Source organism: Mesorhizobium sp. M8A.F.Ca.ET.161.01.1.1 (assembly GCF_004792105.1).
Taxonomy (GTDB): domain Bacteria; phylum Pseudomonadota; class Alphaproteobacteria; order Rhizobiales; family Rhizobiaceae; genus Mesorhizobium.
Map to the genome: position 1 here is coordinate 1 of NZ_SRTD01000027.1, position 21,469 is coordinate 21,469.

A 21,469-nucleotide genomic window follows, 5' to 3' on the forward strand; every position below is an offset into this window, starting at 1 on the left:
GGTATCAACGGCCGCAGCCGTTTGGAACACAGCCGCTCCGATGCCTCCCACAAACACCACGAGCGCTTCGCGAACATCGCCGCCGTAGCGAAGGCTGTGCCTCTTGTTGCCAGGTATCTTCGACGCGTTGACGGAGCACTCGGTCGCATGCTTGCGATGATAACCGGTCACCGCGACGAACTCATCGAGGATGAGGCGCTTATCGCTTCGGCTCCCCGATCGATACCGCTCGACAATTGCTTCCACCAATTCCGACCGTGTCGCCATGCTGATCCGCCTTGCCATCCATCCTCCGAATCGGGATGACAACACCTGACCATCCCATCCGGAACAGCGACACTATTGGTAACATTTTGCTTGAGGCAATGCGCCCCTCGGCGACACTTAAAACTGCCCCCGCTTGGTTGATGGACTGTGGCTCGGTCCCGGAGTCCACAGGAGGGACCCGCGTAGCGGAGCGCCTCCGCGCGGCTGGCGGAGCGGAGCGCGGGAGGTACCTGTGGGCTCCCGGGTGCCGGCAAGCCGGGGCACAAATCTGTCGGCTATCGTGCGTCATGAGCCTTCTCCATGTTGAGGTTGGCTGAGTTGAAGATACCGGCACGGCGCTTCTCGCGCAGGCGGTAGCTGTCGCCGCGGATCGTGATGACATGGCTGTGATGGAGCAACCGGTCGAGGATGGCTGTGGCCACGACCGGATCGCCGAACACCTCGCCCCATTCGCCGACGGACCGGTTCGAGGTGATGAGCCGACTGCCGCGCTCGTAACGTCTGGAGACGAGCTGGAAGAACAGGTGCGCCGCGTTGGGGTCGAACGGCAAATACCCGAGTTCGTCGACGATCAGCAGCTTGGGCTTTGCATAGAACGCCAGGCGCTCTTCGAAGCGGCCCTCCTGATGCGCCTTGGCGAGGGCGGCAACCAAGGCCTGGGCGGCGACGAACAGCACCGAGTATCCTTCGCGGATGGCTTCGCGGCCTAGCGCAATGGCCAGATGCGTCTTGCCCACACCGGGTGGGCCGAGCAGCAGCAGCGTGTCGCCGTGCGCGATCCAGCGACAGACCGCCAGATCACGAATCTGCCCGGGATCGAGCGAGGGCTGGGCTGAGAAGTCGAAGCCGCTAAGATCGCGCACGGTGGGAAAGGGCGATCTTGCTGGCCATCTCGATCCGGCGCTCCTCCTTGCGAGCGACCTCGCGCTCGCAAAGGAAGGCCACGGCTTCCCGCACGGTGAGTTCCCGCCGCGCCACTTCGTCCAGAAGATTGTCGAGCTGGTACGGATCGCCGTTAGCTTGAGCCGTGTCAGCATCTCGATCAGCGCATCGTGGTCGACCATCACCAGCCTCCCCCGACCAGAAGTTCATATTCCCTCAGCGGACGCAAAAGCGCCGGATCCGGCGGACCGGACGGCAGTGCGGCCGGCTGCGCCAGCGCCGGAACCCTGGAGATCCCGGCGAAGTGAGCCGGTTCGTTCAGCCTCTGCCGGCGCCCGGCGCTCTCTGGATGGACGGCAACCTCCTTTCCCTCGTGCTGAATGCTGATGCGGCCGCCACAGACGACCACCCGGACCAGCTCGCCGAGCAGGTGCCAGGGCACACTGTAGGCATTCGTGTCGAGCTCGATGCAGCAATCGGATTGAACCCGCCGGGTCAGATCCCGGACCTGCCGGAATGGTGCACGCCCATCCAGCGGCCGCAGCGCCCTGGCTTCCGTGCGTCGGAACCGCTCGATCGGCAGTCGTTCAGCACAAGAATCGCAAACCTCGCACAAGACACGTCGCAAACGACGTCGTTAAACACGTGTCATAGGCCATCACGACGATGTCTGCGGCGCGGCAATCAAAGTGAGAGCGCGCATTGCCTCGTCGAAAATGTTCCTGAATGTTCAACCTGCCTCACATAAGTTGCTCCTACCGAGGGGTATGAGCAGGGGCGACGATGGGACGGCTGAGCCTGGCGACACGGAAAGAACTGACGACGGCGGTTTCAGAGCGCTATTTTGCTTCGACGCGAGCGGAGAAGGCGAGAATTTTGGATGAGTTCGTCGTCATCACCGGCTTTCACCGCATGCATGCGATGCGGCTGATACGACCCGTGAGGGGCCGGTTGTAGGCAGGCGAGCGCGGCCGCGGATTTATGATGAAGCGGAACGCAATGCGCTCATATTGCTCTGGGAGGCGTCGGACCGCGTCTGCGGCAAGCGGCTGAAGGCGTTGCTGCCCGTCCTTCTCAAGGCGATGGAACGGCACGGTCATTTCAACCTGGCGCCCGAAATCCGGGCAAATTGCTGGCGGTGAGCGCGGCCACGTTCGACAGGACGCTGGGACCGATCCGAGAAGGCTTGGGACGTCCTCGACGACGGCCCGCGGCGCACGCCCTGCGACGGAGCATTCCCATTAGAACGTCGGCGGATTGGGACGATCCAGCGCCAGGCTTCGTTGAGGCGGACCTCGTAGCTCATAGCGGCCCTTCGGCTCGCGGCAGCTTCATCCAAAACCCTCGTGCTCACCGACATTGCGACCGGCTGGACGGAATGTGCGCCGCTGCTGGTTCGCGAACAGACGCTGTTGAGCACGGTGCCACAGAATTGCGCAAGCAACTGCCCTTCGCGCTTCTCGGCCTGGATACGGACAACGACACCGCTTTCATGAACGAGAAGCTGAAGGCCTACTGCGACGCCGCCAACGTCGTCTTCACGCGCTGCCGCCCCTACCGCAAGAATGACCAGGCCTTTGTCGAGCAGAAGAATGACGCCGTGGGGCGTAGGATGGTCGGATGCCGCAGCAGGTCTTCGCCTGGCGCCGCGAAGCGCGCAAACAGGCCGCTTCGGTGCAGCAAGATTCTCTTGCCTTTGTGCCGGCGGTTTTGGCGGCGGCGGAACCTGTAGCCAGCCGTTCACCGAAGCAGCGGATCAAGCCACCCGAGATGCCGGCATGATCGAGCTTGAGATCGACGGCATCGCGATTCGCGTCGGCCGGGGCGCCGATACCAAGACGGTGGCCGCAGTGATCCGCGCGCTGAAGGCGACGTCGTGATCGGGCCGACGGGTGCGGTCAAGGTCATGGTGGCGACGAAGCCCGTCGACTTCCGCAAGGGTGCGGAGGGATTGGCGGCGCTGGTGCGAGAGACAATGGGGGCCGATCCGTTCTTATGCGTCGGGCGAGATTATGTGGCGGAGCCGCCCTGACGCCCGGCAAGGCCGGCCAAACCCCAGCTTGCCTCCGCCACATAATATTTCATGCCTCTCTCATGGGGCGGGATTCCCCTGTGCCACAACGCCGGAGGGGCAGAATGCTCGAGTTCTATTTTTCCTATTGTGGGGTGCTCAAGCGCCTGCGTAGCGGTGCACTCGGTGGCGAGATGGATCGCCTCGCGGAGCATTTTTTCGCCCTTGGTTACAAGCGAGCGTCCGCCAAGATTTACTTGAGCCGGATCGCGCGCTTTAGCCAGTTTGCCGCAACGCGCTGTGGTCGGATGCCGATCCATCAAGATGTCGTCGACAGCTATTTATGCACGTTTACTACAGATTCTCCACGCATTGGGGCAGCATCGGCGCTGGGACATGCACGGCGAGTGGCTCCGGAGCGCTTCATTGCTTCCGCTGCCCAGGGTAGATGATGATCCGGATACTCCGCTTCTGACCTCATTTTCCGACTATTTGCGCAAGGCGCGAGGACTTGAGCCGAAGACCCGCGAAGGCGTTCTACTGGGCGGCCGCCGCTTTCTGGATTGGTTCCGCCATCATCATCCCGGTCAAGACCTCGAGGCGTTGGCGGCCGAGCACGTGCTCGCTGCTGTCGAGCATCGGCTGTCCCTATCGGCGACCTCCGGCACCCGCACGGCAGCGACTTCTCACATCCGAACATTTCTTCGGTTTTTGTGTTGGGCTGGCCACCATGACCAGGATCTCGCCGCCGTCGTCCCAAGGACGCCTCATTGGCGTTTGGCGCATTTGCCACCGCGCCTTGCATGGGACGACGTTCGGCGCGCAATCGATGCGATCGGCGCAACGACGCCGGTCGACATCCGCGATCGAGCCGTCCTGCTGCTACTCGCCACCACCGGCATTCGCAACGGCGAGCTCCGCGCCATTCAGCTGCAGGATATCGACTGGCGAGCTGGCGAGATTTTTGTCCGGCGCACCAAGGGCAAGCGTGATCGCGTGGCGCCGCTGCTCGACGAGACCGGCGCCGCGCTCGCCGACTACATCCTGCGCGCGCGACCGAAGGTGGATAGTCCGTATCTGTTCCTGTCCTTCACGCCGCCCTTGGGACCGTTCAAGTGCGCGTCGCCTGTTTCGAGGATCGTACGGAAGCGGTTGCGGCATGGCGGGATTGAACTCGGGTGGGTCGGAGGTGCGCATCTTCTGCGCCACAGCCTTGCCACCCAGCTTGTCAGGCAGCGAAGGCCGATCAACGAGGTCGCCGATCTTCTCGGGCACCAGAGCATCAATACAACGGCGCTGTACGTAAAGGTCGCGACCTCGCAGCTCGCCGAGGTCGCACTCCCCTTTCCGGGAGGCGTCGCATGACCGCCTTTGCCCGATTCCTCGGCGAGAAGGCCGAGCGGTACATCGAGCTGCGCCACTCCCTCGGCTACGCCTTCAGCAAGCAAGCCGGCACGTTGCGGGCTTTCGTCCGCTACGTTGGGCGCGCTCAGCTCGATGCGCCCGCTACCCGGACGATGGCGCTGGACTTCGTCCTCTCGTTCGGCGGCGCCGCCAACAGCCGCGCAATTCGCCATGGCGTGCTCCGCCGGTTTTACGAGTATCTCGCCGTCTACGACGCCCGGACCGACGGCTTGGAGCGCAGAGCTTTCCCCAGATCCAGAGCGATTCCGCCTCCGCGTATTCTCAGCGAGGCTGAGTTGACGTCACTCATCGACGCATGCGCCCGCATTTCGCCTAGCATCCCTCTGCGAGGGCGGACGATGGCGACGCTGATCGGATTGTTGGCAAGTTCAGGGCTGCGATCGGGCGAAGTAGTCGGGCTTGATCGTTCCGACGTTGATCTCACCAACGGGGTTCTCCTCGTTCGGAAGATAAAGTTCCGCAAGGATCGTCTCGTTCCAGTTCACACGACAACCCAGTGTGCCCTTGGTTGCTATGCCCGTGAGCGCGACGCCGCTTTCCCCATATCCAAGGATCAGGCCTTCTTCCTCAGTTCCCGGGGCAACCGCCTCTCGGCGACCGGCCTGCAAAACGGCTTTGCCGAGGTCCGTAAACTCGCCGACTTTGATGGCGGCAAGCCGTTAAGGCCACACGATCTCAGGCATCGTTTCGCCGTGACCCGCCTCAGCCTCTGGCACCAACAGCGCGCAGACGTTCAGGCGCTATTGCCTTTGCTCGCCACATATCTCGGCCACGCCAGTTACAGCGACACGGCCTACTACCTCACGGGCTCGGCGGAGCTCCTCGCCATCGCGGCTGAGCGTGCCGCCCTCGATGGAGGCGCAGCATGAGCGAACACCTGCTCCTGGCGCGCTCCTGGAGTCCTATTTCCGCCGGCGCCTGACGAAGCAGCGCAATGCGACTCCCGCGACCGTGGCCAGCTATCGCGACGCCTTGCGCATGCTGATCCTCTTTGCCGCCGACCGGTTGCATAAGAAGCCGGCGGCGTTGGCGCTCGAAGATCTCGATCGAGACCTCGTTCTCGCTTTTCTCGACCAACTCGAGGAGAAGCGGAACAATTGCGTCGCGACGCGCAACGCCCGCTTGGCCGCGATCCGGTCTTTTTTCCACCACGTCGCTGCCGCCGACCCGGCGTCCTTCGGTGTCGCCCAACGCGTGCTGTCGATTCCCATTAAACGGGCACACATCGAGGTAACGCACCATCTCACCAAGGCCGAAGTGGATACCCTCATCGCGCCGCCCGATCCAAAGACGCCTCGTGGTCGGCGCGACCGAGCCTTTCTGCTCTTCCTGGCACGGACCGGCGCCCGGGTCTCGGAAGCCACCGGCGTCAACGCAAATGACCTTCAGTTGGAGCGCTCTCACCCGCAAGTGCTGCTGCGCGGCAAGGGGCGCAGAGACCGCGTCGTGCCCATTCCTAAGGACCTGGCGCGAGCGCTGACGACCTTGTTGGGCGAGCGCGGGATCACCCATCACGAGCCGCGACCGATATTCGTCGGCGCCCGCAACGAGCGCCTGACTCGCTTCGGAGCGACCCATATCGTGCGGCGTGCGGCGGCCGAGGCCGTGCCTATCAGGCCAGCCTTGGCCGACAAGCCCATATCGCCGCACATCTTCCGGCACTCCCTCGCCATGAAGCTTCTCCAGTCTGGCGTGGACCTTTTGACGATCCAAGCCTGGCTCGGGCACGCACAGGTCGCCACGACCCACCGCTATACCGCAGCGGATGTCGAGATGATGCGCAATGGACTCGAGAAGGCCGGCGTCAACGGCGATCACGGCGCGCGATTCCGACCGAATGACTCCGTTCTGCAACTGCTGAACTCCATCTGAATATTATGTGGCGGAGGCAAGCTGGGTTTGGCCGGCCCGAAAGCGGTCAGGGCGGCTCCGCCACATAATCTCGCACGACGCATAATGCAGAGCGTTTTTAGCTTGGCGTCGCGCAGAAAGGCGGGTGGCGAGAGCGCGCTGCGGTGGATCGCGACGGTGAGCTAAAAACGTGTTGGACTAAGCCGCGGGCAAGGGTGGCCGCTATGGGTTTTCAATTAGGGCCGCACCCATGAACAGGTATCGCATGACGGTGCGGATCCGGTCGCGGCCGCGGCAACTGAAGGCGTGGCATACGCCGAAAGCGGCACAGATATCGGTTCCGGCATGTGAGGATCGGCGCCGGCCCCTGCCTGGGAGAGGTTGCCGGTGATGACGGCGCACACTTTTGCAGGACCGGCTCAGTTTGGCTTCCGAGCCGGCCGGCGCGATTACTATGACAACGAAGGCGACGCCCCTGTTTCATGACGTATCCTGGTATTGCGGGCGTCCGGTGACGCCGTCGAATGTTTCGATGATGATCATCTGGCCTTGACGACAGGCGGGGCATTGCCTGAGGGAATGCCCGGTGAGGTCCTCGTAGCGGTCGCGATAGTCCTTTGCGGATCGGCTATCCGAGGGCTCGGGAACCGGCATGCCGAGCAGGTCGCGGCAGTGGGCGAGCTTTTGCGCACGATAGCGATTGCCGAGAAAGCCGTAGTAGCGGATGCGATGGAAGCCTTCGGGCAGGACGTGCAACAAGAAGCGGCGAATGAACTCATCGGCCGCGACGGCCATGACCTTCTGCCGACTGCCGTGCCGATAGTCCTTCCAGCGAAAGGCGACTTTGCCGTCCTCGATGGCGACGAGGCGATTGTTGGAAATGGCGACGCGGTGCGTATAGCGGCCGACGTAGTCGAGGACCTGTTCGGGTCCGGCGAAGGGCGGCTTGGCATAGATGACCCACTCGGCCTTTCGTAGCGGCGCCAAATAGCGCTGGAAGGCATTGCGCTCGCTCAAGGCCTGCAAGTCAGAGAAGAACTTCAACTGGCCGGCGTCGAAGGCTTTCTCCAGGTGCTGCAGAAACAATCGTCGGAACAGGCGCGAGAGCACGCGGACCGGCAGGAAGAAGCCGGGCTTGCAGGCGATCCATCGCGTGCGGTCCAGCGAGAACCCGCCACCCGGCACGACGCAGTGCAGGTGGGGGTGGTGCAGCAAATTTTGCCCCCAGGTGTGCAGCACGGCGAAGAAACCGATCTCGGCGCCGAGATGTCGGGGGTCGGCGGCGATCGTCCGCAACGTCTCCGCGGTAGCGCGAAAGAGCAGGCCGTAGGCGAGTGCCTTGTTCTGATACAATCGCGGCAATGGGCTCCGGCAGCGTGAAGACGACGTGAAAGTACGGGGTGTCGAGAAGCTCGGCGCGACGGTCCTCCAGCCATTGCGCGCGGGCCAGAGATTGGCAGCGGGGACAATGCCTGTCGCGGCAGCTGTTGAAGGCGATGCGCCTGTGGCCGCATTGATCACATGCTTCGACGTGCCCGCCGAGCGCGGCGGTCCGGCACAGTTCAATCGCCGTCATGACACGGCGCTGGGCGACCGACAGCGACGCATCATGCTGTGCGCGATAGGCTTCGCCGTAGTAGCGGAAGATATCCGCCACTTCCGGCCCCGAGCGGGCCATTGCCGTGACCGTTCAGAAGTATTGCGGCTTGGCAGGCGGCGGCATGGTGGGCGCCGGACGCGGCAAAAGCCCGAAGGGGCTCGACGTGGCGCAGACCTTGTTGGTGGCAATCCGCAGGTAATGGGCGGTGGTCGCAAGGCTCCTGTGACCGAGCAGCAGTTGAATGGTGCGCACGTCGGCACCGGCCTCCAGCAAATGGACGGCAAAGGCGTGCCGCAAGCCGTGTGGCGTGACCGGTTTGGACAATCCGGAAAGGTCATGCGCCTTCGCACAGGCTTGTCCCACCGCATCCCTGGTGATCGGTTGGCCGGCGCGATCGCCGGGGAAGAGCCACGCCTCTGGCCGACGCACCTTCCAATAGTTGCGCAGAATCTCCAGGAGCTTGGGCGACAGCATCACGTAGCGGTCCTTCTGGCCTTTGCCCTGCTCGACGAGAATGACCATTCTCTGGCTGTCGATGTTCGTGGGCTTCAGCTGTACCGCTTCCGAGATGCGCAGGCCGGCGGCATAGCAGGTAGTCAGGATGGCGTAATGTTTGATGTCGAGGACACAGCCGAGAAAACGCTGAACTTCCTCGGGACTGAGGACGATCGGCAGCCTCTGCGGCTTCTTGGGAAGCGGCAGGACCTCTTCAGGCACCCAGTCCCTCTCAAGTGTCACAGTGTAGAGAAAGCGCAGCGCCGCAATGGCGGTGTGGATCGAGCCGGGCGCCAGCTTCTTCTCGTTGGCCAGATAGACCTGATAGGTCCGAATGTCCTCGCGCCCGAGCAAGTCCGGTGACTTACAGAAGTATCGGGCGAACAGCGACACCTGTTGCAGATACGACAGCTGGGTGTTGAGCGCGAAGTTGCGCACCTGCATGTCCTCGCTCATGCGTTGGCGAAGTTGGGTCATGACAAACTCCTCCTTTGTCCGATGGAATGGGCTGCAAGCAGCCACTCCATGCTGACGCAGTCGGAGCTTGTTGTGGACACATGACCAGCGCGACAGACGACGCGATCAGGTCACGCCGGCGGCACACACCCTCCTTGCCGCTCCGCAATCGCGGAGCGGGTTAGTCCAGACCTGCTTATGCCGCGTGCGGCATAAGCAGGTTTCGATCAGCCAAGCGATCACCGCCCAATGCTCGGCGCTGCCGGATAGGTCAGCGTTGTTTCCATCGCCTCATGGCCCAGCCATAGGGCGATGACCGAACAATCGACGCCCGCCTGCAGCAGCTCCATTGCAGCGCTGTGCCTCAAAACATGTGGCGACACCCGCTTCGAGCGGAGGGTAACGCAGTGTTCGCGAGCCTTGGCGACATATTTGTTCAGCAGCGCCTGCACGCCGTCGGCGCTCAGCCTGCCGCCGTGCATGTTCGGAAAGAGAGCCGTTGCACCCCGTTTCCTGGGCTCGTTGAGCCAGCCCCGAAGGGCTTGCTGTGCAACCTTGGGGAGCGGCGTACTTCGCTCCTTGCGGCCCTTGCCAACGCATCGCACGTGGGCACCGTGCCCCAGCATCACCGAGTCCCGGTCGAGATCGATGATCTCCGACCCGCAACCCCGTTTGCGCGGCCAGCAACAGCAGAGTGTGATCACGCCGTCCCAGCCATGTGCTGCGATCCGGACAGGCCAGGATCGCTTCAATCTCGGGCCTGGTGAGAAACTGAAGCTGTCGCTTATCGCATCGCTTGCACGGGATCGCGAGCACGCGCTGAATCTGGGCGCTATGGGCCGGCTCCTCGAACGACGCATATCTAAAGAAAGACCAAATGGCCGTGAGGCGGAGGTTCCGGGTCCTCACTGAGGCGGATCGCAGTGTCTCGATGTCTTCCAGGAATGCGCCGATGAAAGGCGCGTCCAAATCCCGAAGTGTCAACTGCGACGGAGACCTGCCAAGGCGTGTCTGCGCGAATGCAAACAGGAGCCGGAAGGTGTCGCGATAGCAGGCAATGGTGTTGGAGCTTACGCCTCGATGTCGCATGAGCCGATCGGTGAACCATCGCTCGATCAGCACGGCCAGATCGTTCGAGGCACTCATGAGCGAACCTCCCACCGCTCATCCAGCAGTCGCGCGGCATGGGTCATTAGCTCCGGCGCGGCGGATAGATACCAGTAGGTGTCGCGAACATTGGCGTGGCCGAGAAAGGTCGAGAGGACCGGCAGTTCCCGCTCGACATCTTCGCCCGCACGATACCAATTGGTCAGGGCCTGGACTGCGAAACGGTGACGAAGATCGTGAATCCGCGGACCATCGCTCTGCCCCCGCTGCCACAGACCGATCTGTCGCGACAGCTGCCAGAACACCCGGTGCACGTATTGGTGCAGCAATCTGCCGCCCTGCTCGGCGACAAAGAAATAGGGGCTACGAGGCGCGACGAGATGCGCGTCGCGTCGCGCGGCATAGTCCGACAGCACGGCGACCGTCGTGGCATGGAGCGGGACCAGCCGCGACTTGCCGAACTTCGTCTCCCGAATGGTGAGGATACCTTGGTCGAGATCGACGTCGTCTCGGCGCAGGTCGAGCGCTTCGGAATGGCGTAGCCCGGCGACCGCTATCAATCCGAACAGACAATGATATGTCCAGCGACGCAGGGCGTTGGCCGGCGGCAGCGACAGTGCCGCCGCCAGAAGCGCCGTGATCTCAGCATCGTTATAGATGTAGGGCTTTGCACGCCGCGCCGGCGACACAGCGTCTTGAGGTGGCACTTCCGTTATGGGGTCGAAATGAGCGAGGTGCAGAGCGAAGCAGCGCACATCGGTTAGGCGGATGGACCAACTCGGTTGTCGGCCGATCAACGTCACCCACTTCATTGCCAGCGCCGTGGTGACGGTCTCGGCGCCGCGAGCCTCCATGAAGGTGACGAAATCCGACAACCGTCGAGCGGGGCCATGATACTTGTATTCCCAATCCCTGGCGCATGCCCACATAGCGCTCGAGCGCTGTTCGAAGACGGCTCATTGGACACCTCCCGGCCAGGGCAGGCTCAGTTCGCGCAGCTTCTCGATGTCGAGCTTGGCATAGATCCTTGTGCTGTCGATGCTCCGGTGACGAAGCAACTGGCCGATCTCGGCAAAGCTGGCCCACCGACCGCAGCAGGTCGGTCGCAAGGCTGTGGCGGAAGAGGTGCGCGCCGTGGTGCGCATAGCCGTGAATACCCGCCCGCTCTAGGGCCTCCTTCGCGATCATCGTGATGGCGCAGCCTGAGGCAAAGCCGACGTGCGGAGCAAGCATTCGCAGAAATAACCGGCGACACGGTGAAGCCGGCCGCCCATGCCGGATGTAGGCGACGATAGCTGCACCGACGTCGTGGCGTAGCGGCATCATCGCTTGCCGCCGTCCCTTGCCATGGACGAGGACACTGCCCGACTGCCAATCGATATCGTCAAGACTGAGCGCGGCAACCTCGCTGGCGCGCAAGCCCAGCTTGGCCAGCGCCATCAAAACCGCATAGTCGCGAAGCCCCATTGCCGTGGTCCGATCGCAGGCATCGAGAACCACCTGAACCTTCTGTGGTGGCAGGAAGGTTGGTAGGCCAGCAAGCCGCCAGCGACGGATCGACGGCACACAATCGGCGGAGCCATCAAGAGCATGTCGCTCGACATAACCGATGACGATCTCCGGGGTGAGCGCTGCAAACCCATCTGCGCCAGCCGGACAGACCTCCTGCAGAAATCGGCGTGAGAGCAGCTTGTGGCTTTCCACCGTCGAGGCGGCGAGCCCTCTCTCATTCGTGAGGTAAGCCGCGAACACATCAACAATCTGCTCGTACTCCGTGCGCTCAATCGGAAGGGCGGTTGGTATCAAACCTTCTTGCCGTAACGCGGCAAGCAAGCGCCGGAGCGCCGATCGGTCGCCCGAATCGATGCTCCAGTGTTTGGAACGGTGCTCAAGAAACCGCTCAACATGAACTTCGCTTAAATCCTGGAGATCGTGCCCGTTGCCGACATGCCAGTCTCTCAACTCACGAAATATGCTTAGCGATCGCCAGGTGCATTGCCGACCGAAGCCTTCGTCCGACAATCTGCCCGCATAAACGCGTGCAAACTCGCCATATGGCCCGTGGATCAGCTTCCGATAAAGTGCGCTGCGTTGCAGATACTCATTCGCGTTCATGTGTCCTCTCCTTCGCGCCAATCGCGACGGAGAGACCCTAATCTATGCCGATCCTGCAGCGGCTAAGTCATGAAAAACGTTGGCGGAAACGCGCCCGCTCGGCATAGTTCGGTGGTCGGCATAAACCTGCAAGCTGAACGACGTCGAGCCGCTCGGCTACCTCGCCGACGTGCTCACGAGGATCATCGACGGCCACTTGAACAGCCAGATCGACGATCTCCTGCCCTGGGCCTACATCACCCCTCCAGAGCTTAAGGCCGTAGCCTGAGAACACCGCTACGATGAAAGCACACGAGGCGGATAGTTAGTTGAAGCAGCCGGAAGCTATCACGCCGGGTTCAACCACGATAGGTTCTGGCATCAACTGGGTTGGCCAACGAGACACACCCACCAGGCGGGCTACAGTGATGGCGATCACACCTACGCCCTCGGCAGTGGCCAATGCGATTGCGTTGATGAAGCTTCGGATGTGCCCATTGAATGAGGCGGCGGCATAATGAGTGACCACAAGCACGGCATTTACGAGAACTGTGGATGCGATAAATGCACAGCGGCTCGCGGCGGCTCCGAATCGGCTGCCCTCTCGGAAGTGCCTGAAAGCACATACGTGCTTACGGTAGAAAAGATAAAGCCAGTCTGGGCTGCGCTCCTTGCAATGGCGGAAGACATCCGTAGCGGCCAAGACAACCTTTCTGAGGCGGACTGGCCCGCTGCTGATGCAGTTTTGGCGGATCTAACGCAGATCATGGAAGCTCGCCGCTTCCTGGAGCAGAAAGCGGCAGAAAATACGGGGCATCCATTTTGTCATTTTGTCCATGATGTCGGCTAGTTGCTGGTGGCTCCGCGACAGCGCTTACTCGGCTGAAGGTCTGGCGCAGCGAACAGGCGGACGCGTTGCTGTTTGCCCCCCTTGAACAAGGAGCCGCCGATCCTGGAGATCGCAAGGCCATACTGAGGCGCCGTGGGCGCTCGCGAAGGAGGCCGGGAGCAAAATGGATGAGGCAACGCTCGAATCTCGGGGAGCGTCGTTACGTGAGGCAATACGACCTCTTTCCAGATTGTCGCGCTATAATGTCAGGCAGGCGGTGACAATCGGGCGGTTACGATCGACTGGAAGCTGGTGACGACTTACCGGTCGAAGATCTCTCCGTGGCGGTCGAGAAGTTCGGCTGGTATGCCCTGCGCTGGAAGGCGGAGGTGTTCCACAAGGTCATGAAGTCCGGCTGCCGTGCTGAGGAGGCAAGGCTCGAGACCGCCGAGAGGCTGGCGAAGTTCCTCGCCCTCATCGCGGTGGTCAGCTGGCGCATATTCTTCGTCACGATGTCGGCGCGCGCCAAGCCAGACGCCGCGCCCGACAGCGTTCTCACCTTCGCCGAGATCACTACGCTCAACCCGATCGACGCGTCCCGAACGCGACCGCGCCTCCAACGGACCACTCTCGCCGCTTACCTGCTGCAAATCGCCATGCTTGGCGGCTATCTCGCCCGCAACCATGATCCGCCTCCGGGTATATGGTCGTCTGGCGTGGCATGACCCGGTTGCACGACATCGCTCTCAAGCCGACGATGTGGTTATTCGGAAGCTTCACCGGCGGCGTACGCCTGGTCCAGGGGTGATACGGCTCGGTCAGCCGGCGCTGAGGTTTTTGCGGTGCAGACGCGGTCGAAGATGGATCCAGAAGGTTTCGGCTGGAGCCGTGGCGGTTCTTGGGCAGGTTGGCGCGAAGGCCGTGCCATTGTTGGTGAGCACGATGTGGTCCTTTATAGAAAGACCTGCACGATAGACTGCAGATTAAGCCCGCGAAACCCCAGCTCGTACGTTTGGACGCCGGTCAATCCAAGGTCGGGCATCCTCTAGGTCTCGTGCCATACGGACCAGTGTTGCCTCATCCCCAAAACGGCCGACGATCTGAACGCCGATCGGCAGTCCATCAGTGCTTTGCGCCAGAGGCAAACTGACCGAAGGTTGACCAGTCACATTGAACACGCCGAGGTGGCCACCTTCTTGATACTCGGCTTGTATAAATTCTTCTACCGAGACGGTTTCATTGGTCAAGGTGTCGATCCCGCCATGCGGCCGGGCGACGGTCGACATTACCGGGGTCAAAAGTATATCGAAGGCATTGATTGCCTCGCCCACCTTGAGCCGCATTCCTCGGATGGCCTCATGTATCTCAGTTGAGATTGAGAGAGGCTGCTTCTGCCCTCGTTGATAAAGTTTAAGGTTAACCGGCTCTAGGGTGTCTGCGCTAATGGAGCGTCCCAAGGCGCGCGCCGCACTTTCGAGCCAACTTGCCCCCATATCTGACAACCCCAGCATTATCTTCGGCAATTCTTCGAATTCATATGGCGGGGGGATTTCTACTACCGAGTGTCCCATTTCTTCGAGCAGTGACGCGATCCCGTCGACCGCTTGTAGAACTTGAGGCTCGAGATCAACCGGGCCCCATTTTGTCCTGGCAAGCCCGACCCTCAGGTGCCCGGTGGAGTGTAAAAGTTCCTCAACGTAAGGGCGATTCGGCTGGACGATAACAAATGGGTCCCCAGGCTCGGGACCAGAAAAGACATCAAGCGCTGCTGCCATATCTCGCACAGTTCGACATAGGACAAAATGCCTAGATAGACCGAACCACCCGTCTTGACCATTCGGGCCACCAGAAATGCGACCGCGAGACGGATTCAGCCCAACAAGCCCGCACCAAGCCGCAGGTTGTCGAATGGATCCACCACCGTCGCTTGCATGCGCGATTGGTGTGATCCCAGCCGCCACTGCCGCCGCAGCACCTCCAGAAGAGCCGCTTGCTGAACGGTTCAAATCCCACGGATTGCAAGTAATCCCATTGACAATCGTTTCAGTCATACCGGACATACCAAGCTCCGGCGTTGCTGTTCTTCCGATTGTTCGAAGTCCAGCATCCCGGGCGCGCCGAAAGTAAAAGCTGTCGGTTTTGGAACGGCAACCTTTGAACAGCCGACTTCCCATTTCCTGGAGACGTCCAGCTTCGCTGGCTCCAATATCTTTGCGAAGGAAAGGCACACCGTTCAGAAGCCCGGAAGCTGGGCCTGAAATTGTCTCGGCGTCTTCATAGAATTCGATTACAGCGTTGACGCGTGGATTCACATCGTCGTAAGCCTGCCGCGCCAAACCCGTCAGTTCCAAAGCGGTGACCTCCCCTTGATTGACCAGAGCTGCCAAACCGGTAGCGTCGAATTCTGTATACTCATTTAATTTCATTAATGCAGCCTCGGGTTGATTGTTAAACATTACGTCTAACGACGGCATTCAAATCAACGTGGGTATGTCTTGCTGGACGGAGTTATGTCGCCAGCCAACATGCAGCGGTGTGGTTCGCGGCCACCTCGATGGCCGGCGGCTCCTCCTCCTTGCAGCGGTGGAAGGCAACCGGGCAGCGAGGATGGAAACGACAGCCCTTGGGCACGCGTGCGGCGCTTGGAACCTCTCCTTGCAACGCCGGCAGACCGACGCGACTAGCGTCGCTGCGAATTTGCGGCGTCGCGTTGCGCAGTGCGACCGTATAAGGGTGGTGTGGATTGAATGTGATCTCGTCGGCGCTGCCGATCTCGACCAATTTTCCAAGATACAAAACGGCAATCCTGTCGGCGATCAACCACGCAAGCGGAAGATCGTGGGTGATGAACAGCAACGCCATGTTGTGCTTTGCGCGCAAGTCGACCAAGACCTGAAGAATCTGTGCGCGTATAGAAACATCGAGCATTGACACAGGTTCGTCGGCGACGATGAGCTTCGGTTTCACGGCAAGCGCTCCGGCAATCACCACCCGCTGGCGCTGGCCACCAGACAGCTCGTGCGGGAAACGGGAAAAGAAATCACCAGGAGGATTGAGCCCGGCGGCTGCAAGCGCCTCGCTCACACGATCTGCAAGCTGCTTCCCGCCCTCGACCAGTTGCAGTGACCGCAATGGCTCTGCCACAATCTCGAACACGGTGTGGCGCGGATTGAGCGCCTGATAAGCGTCCTGGAAGATCATCTGCACGCGGTGCCGGTAAGGACGCAGGGCCGAAGAGCCGCGCACTGAGCTCATGTCCTCGTCCTCGAACAACAACCTGCCGCTTGTTGGCTGTGCAAGCTTGGTGATTGCGCGGCCTACCGTCGTTTTACCGCTTCCCGACTCTCCGACCAAGGCGACGATCTCGCCCCGTCTGATGTTGAGATCGATCCCGTCCACCGCGCGGACGGCGCGGGGAGGTCGGCCCAAGACGCGGTCGAACAGCCCACCCTGTATGGGAAAGTGAACTTGCAGGCCCTCGAGACGCAGGAAGTTGGCGTTGTCAGGCATGAGCAGCGACCTTGTCTTCTTGCAAGAACCGGTGAAGGTGACAGGCGACGCGTCCCCGCCCGACTCCAGTGAGGCTAGGTACTTCTGTCTGGCATACCCCCATGGCCGAAGGGCAACGTGGATGGAAGGCGCACCCCGACGGCCGATTCACCAGACTGGGGGGATCACCGGGTATATGCCGGATCACCTTTTTGCCGCTCGCCGGGTTCGGGATCGAGTCGATCAGCAATCGCGTGTACGGGTGCTTAGGCTTGCCGAAGATCTCAGCGACAGTGCCGTCCTCGACGAGGCGGCCGGAATACATGATCATCACCCGATCACAAGCCTCAGCCACCACAGAAAGATCGTGAGTGATTAAAATGAGAGCAAGGTTAAGCTGCGATCGCAAGTCACCCAGCAGTTTGAGAATCTGAGCCTGGGTAATGACGTCGAGCGCCGTGGTCGGCTCATCACCAATGACGATCGAGGGGCGACATGCCAGCGCCATGGCAATCATCACCCTTTGTCGCATACCGCCCGACAACTCGTGGGGATAGGCAGCGCCGCGATCTGCCGGAATGCCGACGAGTTCGAGCAGTTCTCTTGCCCGCGCGGTTGCCTCGACACGCGACATGCCAAGCTTCAGCACACACGGCTCGGCTATCTGCTTGATGATGCGGTGAACAGGATTAAGCGCATTCATCGCGCCCTGGAAGACAACGGACGTTTCACTCCAGCGATGTGGCCGCATCGCCGCATCGTCATCGATCGGCAGTCGCTTACCGCGATATCGTACCTCACCCCCGCTGACCCGCGCGTTGGGTGAAAGCAGACCCGCGATCGCCATTGCAGTCGTAGTCTTCCCGCTGCCCGATTCACCGACGAGGCCAACCGCCTCTCCGGCCCGGAGCGCGAAGCTCACGCGGTCGATCGCACGCGATGAAACGCCCTTGAGCCCATAATCGACAGAGAGCCTGTCGACCTCCAGAAGCGGTGCGTTGTCCTGGGACGAGTTTATCATGGGATCACCCTGCGTCGTGGGTTAAAGGTGTCGTCGAGGGCATTGCCGATCAGGACGAAGCTAAGCGAAACCGTAAGGACGCATACTCCTGGGCTGAGGTCCCACCAGGCTCCTGCACTGGCAGCACCGGCGCGTTGAGCGAGCGCAAGCAAAGTGCCCCATGAAGGCTGCAAAGGGTCGCCAAGTCCAAGGAACGAGAGCGATGTCTCAACATAGATTGCGCCTGCGACAACTAGAGCGCCATTGGCCGTGATTTGCGGCACGAGGTTGGGCAGGATGTGCTTTACCATGATGACGATATTGCTGCTGCCCACAACCCGCGCGCGATCTACGAATGTTCGCTCCTTAAGCGACAGCGTTTGGCTGCGAACGATCCGCGCAACAAAAGCCCAGCTCGTCATTCCGATAACGACAATAATCACAAAAAGAGAAGGACGGAACCCGAAGATATCTCCACCGCGCCCCCAAACTTCAAGGATTACTGGCGTGATGACCAGCGCCAGCACGAAGGAGGGCATGACAAAAAAGAAATCCGTCAAGCGCATCAGCCAGACGTCAACCCTTCCACCGTAATAGCCCGCGCTGATACCAACAGTGGTGCCGAAGACAAGGCTTATCACGGTCGCCAGCACCGCGATCGTCAGCGATATCCGGGCACCATGGACAACCAGATTGAGCACGTCTCGCCCCACATCATCGGTGCCCAGCAGATGCTGGCTTGATGGTGGCGCGAGGAAATCGCCCGTAGCGTTGATTGCAGTTTGGAGCGGTCCTACAAGGATATTTGGGACGGCAGCCAGCACAAGAAAGAAGACTAAACATAGGACGCCAGCCTGAGCACCGCCCCGGCCAAGAAATTGACGCAGAAAGCTTTTTATCGCTCGCGCTCGGCCTCGCGGGGGATACCGAACTGTTCCTTCGCTCATTGCCGGACTCGCGGATCAAGAAAGCCGTAGGCCAGGTCGGCTACAAGGTTTGCGACAACAATCGACGCACCAAGCAACAGAAATATGCCTTGAAGGACAGGGTAGTCCCGTGCATTCAGCGCTTCCACTGTCAGCCCTCCGATACCCGGCCAGGCGAATACGGCTTCGATGGTGATGGCCCCGGCGACTACGTAGCCAAGATTAAGAGCAATCAGCGTTACGACGGGCAACATTGCGTTGCGAAATGCATGACGCATTAGCATCTGACGGTTGGTCAGCCCTTTGGCCCGCGCAGTTACCATATAATCTTCTGTGACTACGTCACTCATCGCTGCACGTGCGACCACGACGTATTGGCCGATCAGCCCAAGTGCCACCGCGGTAACCGGAAGCGTGAGATGCAGCAGATAGTCGAGGAACGAACCAAGGGAGCCCGTGATCGCGCCGGGCGAGTATGCACCGTAGCCGGGAAACCAACCCAATGCCGTGCTGAAGACTACCACCAGGAGCATGCCGAGCCAGAACGAGGGTGTCGAATAGAGCGCCAGAGAGGTTGCCGTGGCGATATGATCGACGGCACCTCCTCTGCGCCACCCTGCATATAGGCCAAGCATGACACCCCATGGGATGGCGATTAATTGGGCTAGACCTACAAGGGCAATGGTGGCCGGCAAACGCTCCAAGATTAGGTCAGCGACATGTCTGCCCCTGAACTTGAAGCTGTAGCCTAAATCGCCCTGAATAGTTGCCGACAAGTAGTCGATAACCTGGTCCGGGAATAGCGGCCGATCGAGGCCCCAGTTCTGGCGCAGCGCCTGCATTTGCTCGGCTGTCACGCTGCTGCGTGCTCCGCCGAGCAGAAGCTTGGCTGGGTCGCCCGGAATGATCCTGAACAAAACGAAGTTCAGGACTCCCACCATCAGAAGTGTCACAATCGCCCTAATGACGATGCGCACGATGCGCCGGCTCCTTGGCCCTCCCATTGCGAAGGCACTAGACATCAGACCGGCCTCAGACGATCGAACGGGAAATAGCCCCACATTGATACGGCATCCTCTGTCCCCCAACCTTGGATGCAGTCCGTTCGATGCGCGTCGAGCAGAAAAGGGTAACACAGCATGATGTAGGGCGCTTGTGTGTAGATGAGACGCGTCGCCTCGTCGACCAGCTGCTTGCTTTTCGCGAGGTCAACCGTGACGTCCGCTTCTGAAAGAAGTGAGTCAAACTTGTCATTTCTCCAATAAGAGGTGTTGTTTGTCCCAATGCCCTTGCTGTTACCCAAGTTGAGGATGTCGTGTGGGGTGGGCGACAGCCAAGTCGAAGAGACCAACAGGTCCCAGCCTCCACCGCCATTGGCCGGTGCTGCTGTGCGGGCGCCCAGCGCGCCGGTTTCAAGCTGCGTCACTGACACCGGAATGCCAATTTGCCCCAACCAACCAGCAACGAGTTGCACCGCCGCGATCGGAATCTCGAGGCCGCCCCCGGATGCTCCGGTGATCAGCTCAAGTTGAAGGCTGTTTCCCTCCTCGTCCTCCCGAAGTCCGTCGCCGTTTGTGTCGAGATAACCGGCGGCATCAAGCCGGCGAGCAGCCTCAGCAAGGTCAAAGCGGCGCCTTATGTCGCTCAACTCTGAATAGTAATCGGTCGCCGCCGGCATGACCACCCCCACGCCCGGGTCGGCATGCCCACGAAAGGCGCGATCGACGATGGTCTTCTGATCGATCGCGTACCCAATGGCATCGCGAAACGCCGTATCTTGCAGGGCCTTCGTGCTGCCTGCCCCCTCCCCGGACGCAGTGTTGAAGGCCAGATAGTTCCGTTGTTCGACCCGCGATTGGCCGACCCTAATGTCGGAATGGTTGGAGAGATCCTCCCACTGAGCAGATGTGATGCCATAACCGTAGTCAAGGTTGCCACTTTTTAGACCTTGGGCGATGGGATCTGCTGTATTGAACAGGTTCAAAATCATGCCTGCCATGGGCGGCTGTCCCATGCGAAAATACTTGTTCGACGCCAAGCGGACAAATTGACCCGGCTGAAACTCTGAAACAATCATGGGGCCTGTGCCCACCAGCGGAGGATCATTGCGAAAGGTGTTACGCGCGTCGGCGTGGCTAATCTTCGCCCAAATGTGCTCGGGAACAATCAGAACTGCATTATTGACTGGCCATCGCGTTGGAAGCTTGGTCACAATTTGGAGGGTTTCATCATCAATAGCCCTAATGGACTCGACGTTTTCCAACCCAGCAGCATTATTCCACCCAACATTCAGCTCGTTTGGGGTGCCGATAGACTCGCGCAAATAGTTATAGGTGAATGCAGCGTCTCTGGCTGTGGCGGGTTGGCCGTCTGACCACCTCATGCCCGGCCAGATTTTAAACGTCCATGTCAGATTGTCATGCGCAACCGACCATTCCTTGGCAAAGCCTCTCCGATCACGATGGCGTTGCGCATCCATGCCAACGAGAGGGTCATAGGTGAATGCAGTCGGCCAAAAGGACGACCAAGTAGCGAATGGATTCATTGTGTCGGCAGCCCAAATTGCTGCCATGCGCACGATCTGATCACCACATGACGATGCAAGGGCCACAGAGCTCGCGAGCAAGGGGGCCGCCGATCCGAGAAGCATCGCCTTGATTAAGAGGCGGCGGTTGACTGGCAACATATTCATTTACATCCCTCCCTTAAGAATATTGTTCTCCTTGTCTTGCCGTCGCGAATACGGCCGCACTAGGCGTCAACTGAACACCCGGACTTCGACGATTCTTGACTGCCAAGATTGAGGTTCAAAGCCGCGCAACGACGCTTGCGGCGGCTGTGCCCGCTCATTCCAAAGCTCCACCTAGGCACTCGTGGATCTCTGGTCCGCCAAGCGATCCCCTCCAGGGCGGCGAACTTTGCATCGCGGGTTGCTTTTTCTCCCAAGTATTCACGCTCCCGCCAGAACTTAAACTTGCATCGGGATATTTATGGATCAAATGCCTCAGCTTCTTGAAACGCATCGACCAAAATTTGC

Annotated in this window: 16 protein-coding genes and 8 pseudogenes; 11 read left to right on the forward strand and 13 right to left on the reverse strand. The window is 60.6% G+C overall.

Annotated features, from left to right (window positions below):
- Positions 1 to 285: pseudogene (locus tag EN804_RS32785) on the reverse strand (hypothetical protein); the annotation flags it as partial.
- Positions 286 to 542: 257 nt separating this feature from the next.
- Positions 543 to 1,331, reverse strand: coding sequence for an IS21-like element helper ATPase IstB (gene istB, locus EN804_RS32790; protein WP_281033860.1), 789 nt, complete (start codon positions 1,329 to 1,331; stop codon positions 543 to 545).
- 167 nt (positions 1,332 to 1,498) lie between these two features.
- On the opposite strand from istB, the gene EN804_RS32795 reads away from it, so the two are divergent.
- From EN804_RS32795 to EN804_RS32820, 8 genes and pseudogenes are all read left to right on the forward strand, one after another.
- Positions 1,499 to 1,897 (forward strand): hypothetical protein, encoded by a 399-nt coding sequence (locus EN804_RS32795; protein ID WP_127308891.1) that lies wholly within the window; start codon positions 1,499 to 1,501, stop codon positions 1,895 to 1,897.
- 35 nt (positions 1,898 to 1,932) lie between these two features.
- Positions 1,933 to 2,770 (forward strand): annotated as a pseudogene (locus EN804_RS32800) (ISNCY family transposase); the annotation flags it as partial.
- Positions 2,770 to 2,931, forward strand: a complete 162-nt coding sequence (locus tag EN804_RS37455; protein ID WP_164893201.1) for a hypothetical protein — start codon at positions 2,770 to 2,772, stop codon at positions 2,929 to 2,931. The pseudogene EN804_RS32800 and the gene EN804_RS37455, both read left to right, overlap by 1 nt.
- Before the next feature lie 94 nt (positions 2,932 to 3,025).
- A pseudogene (tnpB, locus tag EN804_RS32805) lies at positions 3,026 to 3,142 on the forward strand (IS66 family insertion sequence element accessory protein TnpB); the annotation flags it as partial.
- A gap of 143 nt (positions 3,143 to 3,285) precedes the next feature.
- A complete protein-coding gene (locus tag EN804_RS38310; RefSeq protein WP_245463781.1) occupies positions 3,286 to 3,612 on the forward strand; it encodes a hypothetical protein in 327 nt (108 codons plus the stop codon).
- Complete coding sequence (locus EN804_RS32810; protein WP_245463782.1) at positions 3,587 to 4,525, forward strand: site-specific integrase; 939 nt, start codon at positions 3,587 to 3,589, stop codon at positions 4,523 to 4,525. The genes EN804_RS38310 and EN804_RS32810 overlap by 26 nt, the downstream gene beginning before the upstream one ends.
- Positions 4,522 to 5,454: a tyrosine-type recombinase/integrase gene (locus EN804_RS32815; protein ID WP_127308892.1), complete on the forward strand. Its 933-nt coding sequence runs from the start codon at positions 4,522 to 4,524 to the stop codon at positions 5,452 to 5,454. The genes EN804_RS32810 and EN804_RS32815 overlap by 4 nt, the downstream gene beginning before the upstream one ends.
- Positions 5,438 to 6,457, forward strand: a complete 1,020-nt coding sequence (locus EN804_RS32820) for a tyrosine-type recombinase/integrase (protein WP_245478108.1) — start codon at positions 5,438 to 5,440, stop codon at positions 6,455 to 6,457. Before EN804_RS32815 ends, EN804_RS32820 begins: the two co-directional genes overlap by 17 nt.
- Positions 6,458 to 6,916: 459 nt before the next feature.
- On the opposite strand, the pseudogene EN804_RS32825 reads toward EN804_RS32820, so the two are convergent.
- From EN804_RS32825 to EN804_RS32845, 5 genes and pseudogenes are all read right to left on the reverse strand, one after another.
- Positions 6,917 to 8,114: pseudogene (locus tag EN804_RS32825) on the reverse strand (IS91 family transposase).
- A gap of 12 nt (positions 8,115 to 8,126) precedes the next feature.
- Positions 8,127 to 9,008, reverse strand: coding sequence for a tyrosine-type recombinase/integrase (locus EN804_RS32830; protein ID WP_127308893.1), 882 nt, complete (start codon positions 9,006 to 9,008; stop codon positions 8,127 to 8,129).
- Positions 9,009 to 9,253: 245 nt separating this feature from the next.
- Positions 9,254 to 10,133, reverse strand: a pseudogene (locus EN804_RS38875) (tyrosine-type recombinase/integrase); the annotation flags it as partial.
- Positions 10,130 to 11,054 (reverse strand): annotated as a pseudogene (locus EN804_RS32840) (tyrosine-type recombinase/integrase). The pseudogenes EN804_RS38875 and EN804_RS32840, both read right to left, overlap by 4 nt.
- 186 nt (positions 11,055 to 11,240) lie before the next feature.
- A pseudogene (locus tag EN804_RS32845) lies at positions 11,241 to 12,209 on the reverse strand (tyrosine-type recombinase/integrase); the annotation flags it as partial.
- A gap of 124 nt (positions 12,210 to 12,333) precedes the next feature.
- Here EN804_RS32845 and EN804_RS32850 point away from each other — a divergent pair.
- From EN804_RS32850 to EN804_RS32860, 3 genes and pseudogenes are all read left to right on the forward strand, one after another.
- Positions 12,334 to 12,477 (forward strand): annotated as a pseudogene (locus EN804_RS32850) (transposase domain-containing protein); the annotation flags it as partial.
- Between the two features lie 228 nt (positions 12,478 to 12,705).
- Entirely contained in the window at positions 12,706 to 13,038 is a 333-nt protein-coding gene (locus EN804_RS32855; protein WP_127308894.1) for a hypothetical protein, read from the forward strand.
- A 320-nt stretch (positions 13,039 to 13,358) separates the two neighbouring features.
- Entirely contained in the window at positions 13,359 to 13,742 is a 384-nt protein-coding gene (locus EN804_RS32860; RefSeq protein WP_245478111.1) for a hypothetical protein, read from the forward strand.
- A 258-nt stretch (positions 13,743 to 14,000) separates the two neighbouring features.
- On the opposite strand, the gene EN804_RS32865 is transcribed toward EN804_RS32860, so the two are convergent.
- The 6 genes from EN804_RS32865 to EN804_RS32890 are packed head-to-tail and all read right to left on the reverse strand — an operon-like array spanning position 14,001 to position 21,124.
- A complete protein-coding gene (locus EN804_RS32865) occupies positions 14,001 to 15,473 on the reverse strand; it encodes an amidase (protein WP_245478112.1) in 1,473 nt (490 codons plus the stop codon).
- A 52-nt stretch (positions 15,474 to 15,525) separates the two neighbouring features.
- The gene (locus EN804_RS32870) at positions 15,526 to 16,527 is read right to left on the reverse strand and encodes an ABC transporter ATP-binding protein (RefSeq protein ID WP_127308895.1); all 1,002 of its coding nucleotides are present in this window, start codon (positions 16,525 to 16,527) and stop codon (positions 15,526 to 15,528) included.
- Positions 16,520 to 17,527: an ABC transporter ATP-binding protein gene (locus EN804_RS32875; protein WP_127308896.1), complete on the reverse strand. Its 1,008-nt coding sequence runs from the start codon at positions 17,525 to 17,527 to the stop codon at positions 16,520 to 16,522. The genes EN804_RS32870 and EN804_RS32875 overlap by 8 nt, the downstream gene beginning before the upstream one ends.
- Positions 17,524 to 18,453: an ABC transporter permease gene (locus tag EN804_RS32880; protein WP_127308897.1), complete on the reverse strand. Its 930-nt coding sequence runs from the start codon at positions 18,451 to 18,453 to the stop codon at positions 17,524 to 17,526. The genes EN804_RS32875 and EN804_RS32880 overlap by 4 nt, the downstream gene beginning before the upstream one ends.
- Positions 18,450 to 19,436 carry an ABC transporter permease gene (locus EN804_RS32885; RefSeq protein WP_127308900.1) on the reverse strand — a complete coding sequence of 329 codons (987 nt, stop codon included), beginning with the start codon at positions 19,434 to 19,436 and terminating at the stop codon, positions 18,450 to 18,452. Before EN804_RS32885 ends, EN804_RS32880 begins: the two co-directional genes overlap by 4 nt.
- Positions 19,437 to 19,453: 17 nt before the next feature.
- Positions 19,454 to 21,124 carry an ABC transporter substrate-binding protein gene (locus EN804_RS32890; protein ID WP_127308898.1) on the reverse strand — a complete coding sequence of 557 codons (1,671 nt, stop codon included), beginning with the start codon at positions 21,122 to 21,124 and terminating at the stop codon, positions 19,454 to 19,456.
- Positions 21,125 to 21,469 lie beyond the last annotated feature (345 nt).

Excerpts from the sequence above, each read along its gene's own strand:
- istB (WP_281033860.1), bottom strand. The coding sequence starts at position 1,331 with ATGGTCGACCACGATGCGCTGATCGAGATGCTGACACGGCTCAAGCTA.
- EN804_RS32795 (WP_127308891.1), top strand. The coding sequence starts at position 1,499 with ATGGACGGCAACCTCCTTTCCCTCGTGCTGAATGCTGATGCGGCCGCC.
- EN804_RS37455 (WP_164893201.1), top strand. The coding sequence starts at position 2,770 with ATGCCGCAGCAGGTCTTCGCCTGGCGCCGCGAAGCGCGCAAACAGGCC.
- EN804_RS38310 (WP_245463781.1), top strand. The coding sequence starts at position 3,286 with ATGCTCGAGTTCTATTTTTCCTATTGTGGGGTGCTCAAGCGCCTGCGT.
- EN804_RS32815 (WP_127308892.1), top strand. The coding sequence starts at position 4,522 with ATGACCGCCTTTGCCCGATTCCTCGGCGAGAAGGCCGAGCGGTACATC.
- EN804_RS32820 (WP_245478108.1), top strand. The coding sequence starts at position 5,438 with ATGGAGGCGCAGCATGAGCGAACACCTGCTCCTGGCGCGCTCCTGGAG.
- EN804_RS32830 (WP_127308893.1), bottom strand. The coding sequence starts at position 9,008 with ATGACCCAACTTCGCCAACGCATGAGCGAGGACATGCAGGTGCGCAAC.
- EN804_RS32855 (WP_127308894.1), top strand. The coding sequence starts at position 12,706 with ATGAGTGACCACAAGCACGGCATTTACGAGAACTGTGGATGCGATAAA.
- EN804_RS32865 (WP_245478112.1), bottom strand. The coding sequence starts at position 15,473 with ATGTTTAACAATCAACCCGAGGCTGCATTAATGAAATTAAATGAGTAT.
- EN804_RS32870 (WP_127308895.1), bottom strand. The coding sequence starts at position 16,527 with ATGCCTGACAACGCCAACTTCCTGCGTCTCGAGGGCCTGCAAGTTCAC.
- EN804_RS32875 (WP_127308896.1), bottom strand. The coding sequence starts at position 17,527 with ATGATAAACTCGTCCCAGGACAACGCACCGCTTCTGGAGGTCGACAGG.
- EN804_RS32880 (WP_127308897.1), bottom strand. The coding sequence starts at position 18,453 with ATGAGCGAAGGAACAGTTCGGTATCCCCCGCGAGGCCGAGCGCGAGCG.
- EN804_RS32885 (WP_127308900.1), bottom strand. The coding sequence starts at position 19,436 with ATGGGAGGGCCAAGGAGCCGGCGCATCGTGCGCATCGTCATTAGGGCG.
- EN804_RS32890 (WP_127308898.1), bottom strand. The coding sequence starts at position 21,124 with ATGAATATGTTGCCAGTCAACCGCCGCCTCTTAATCAAGGCGATGCTT.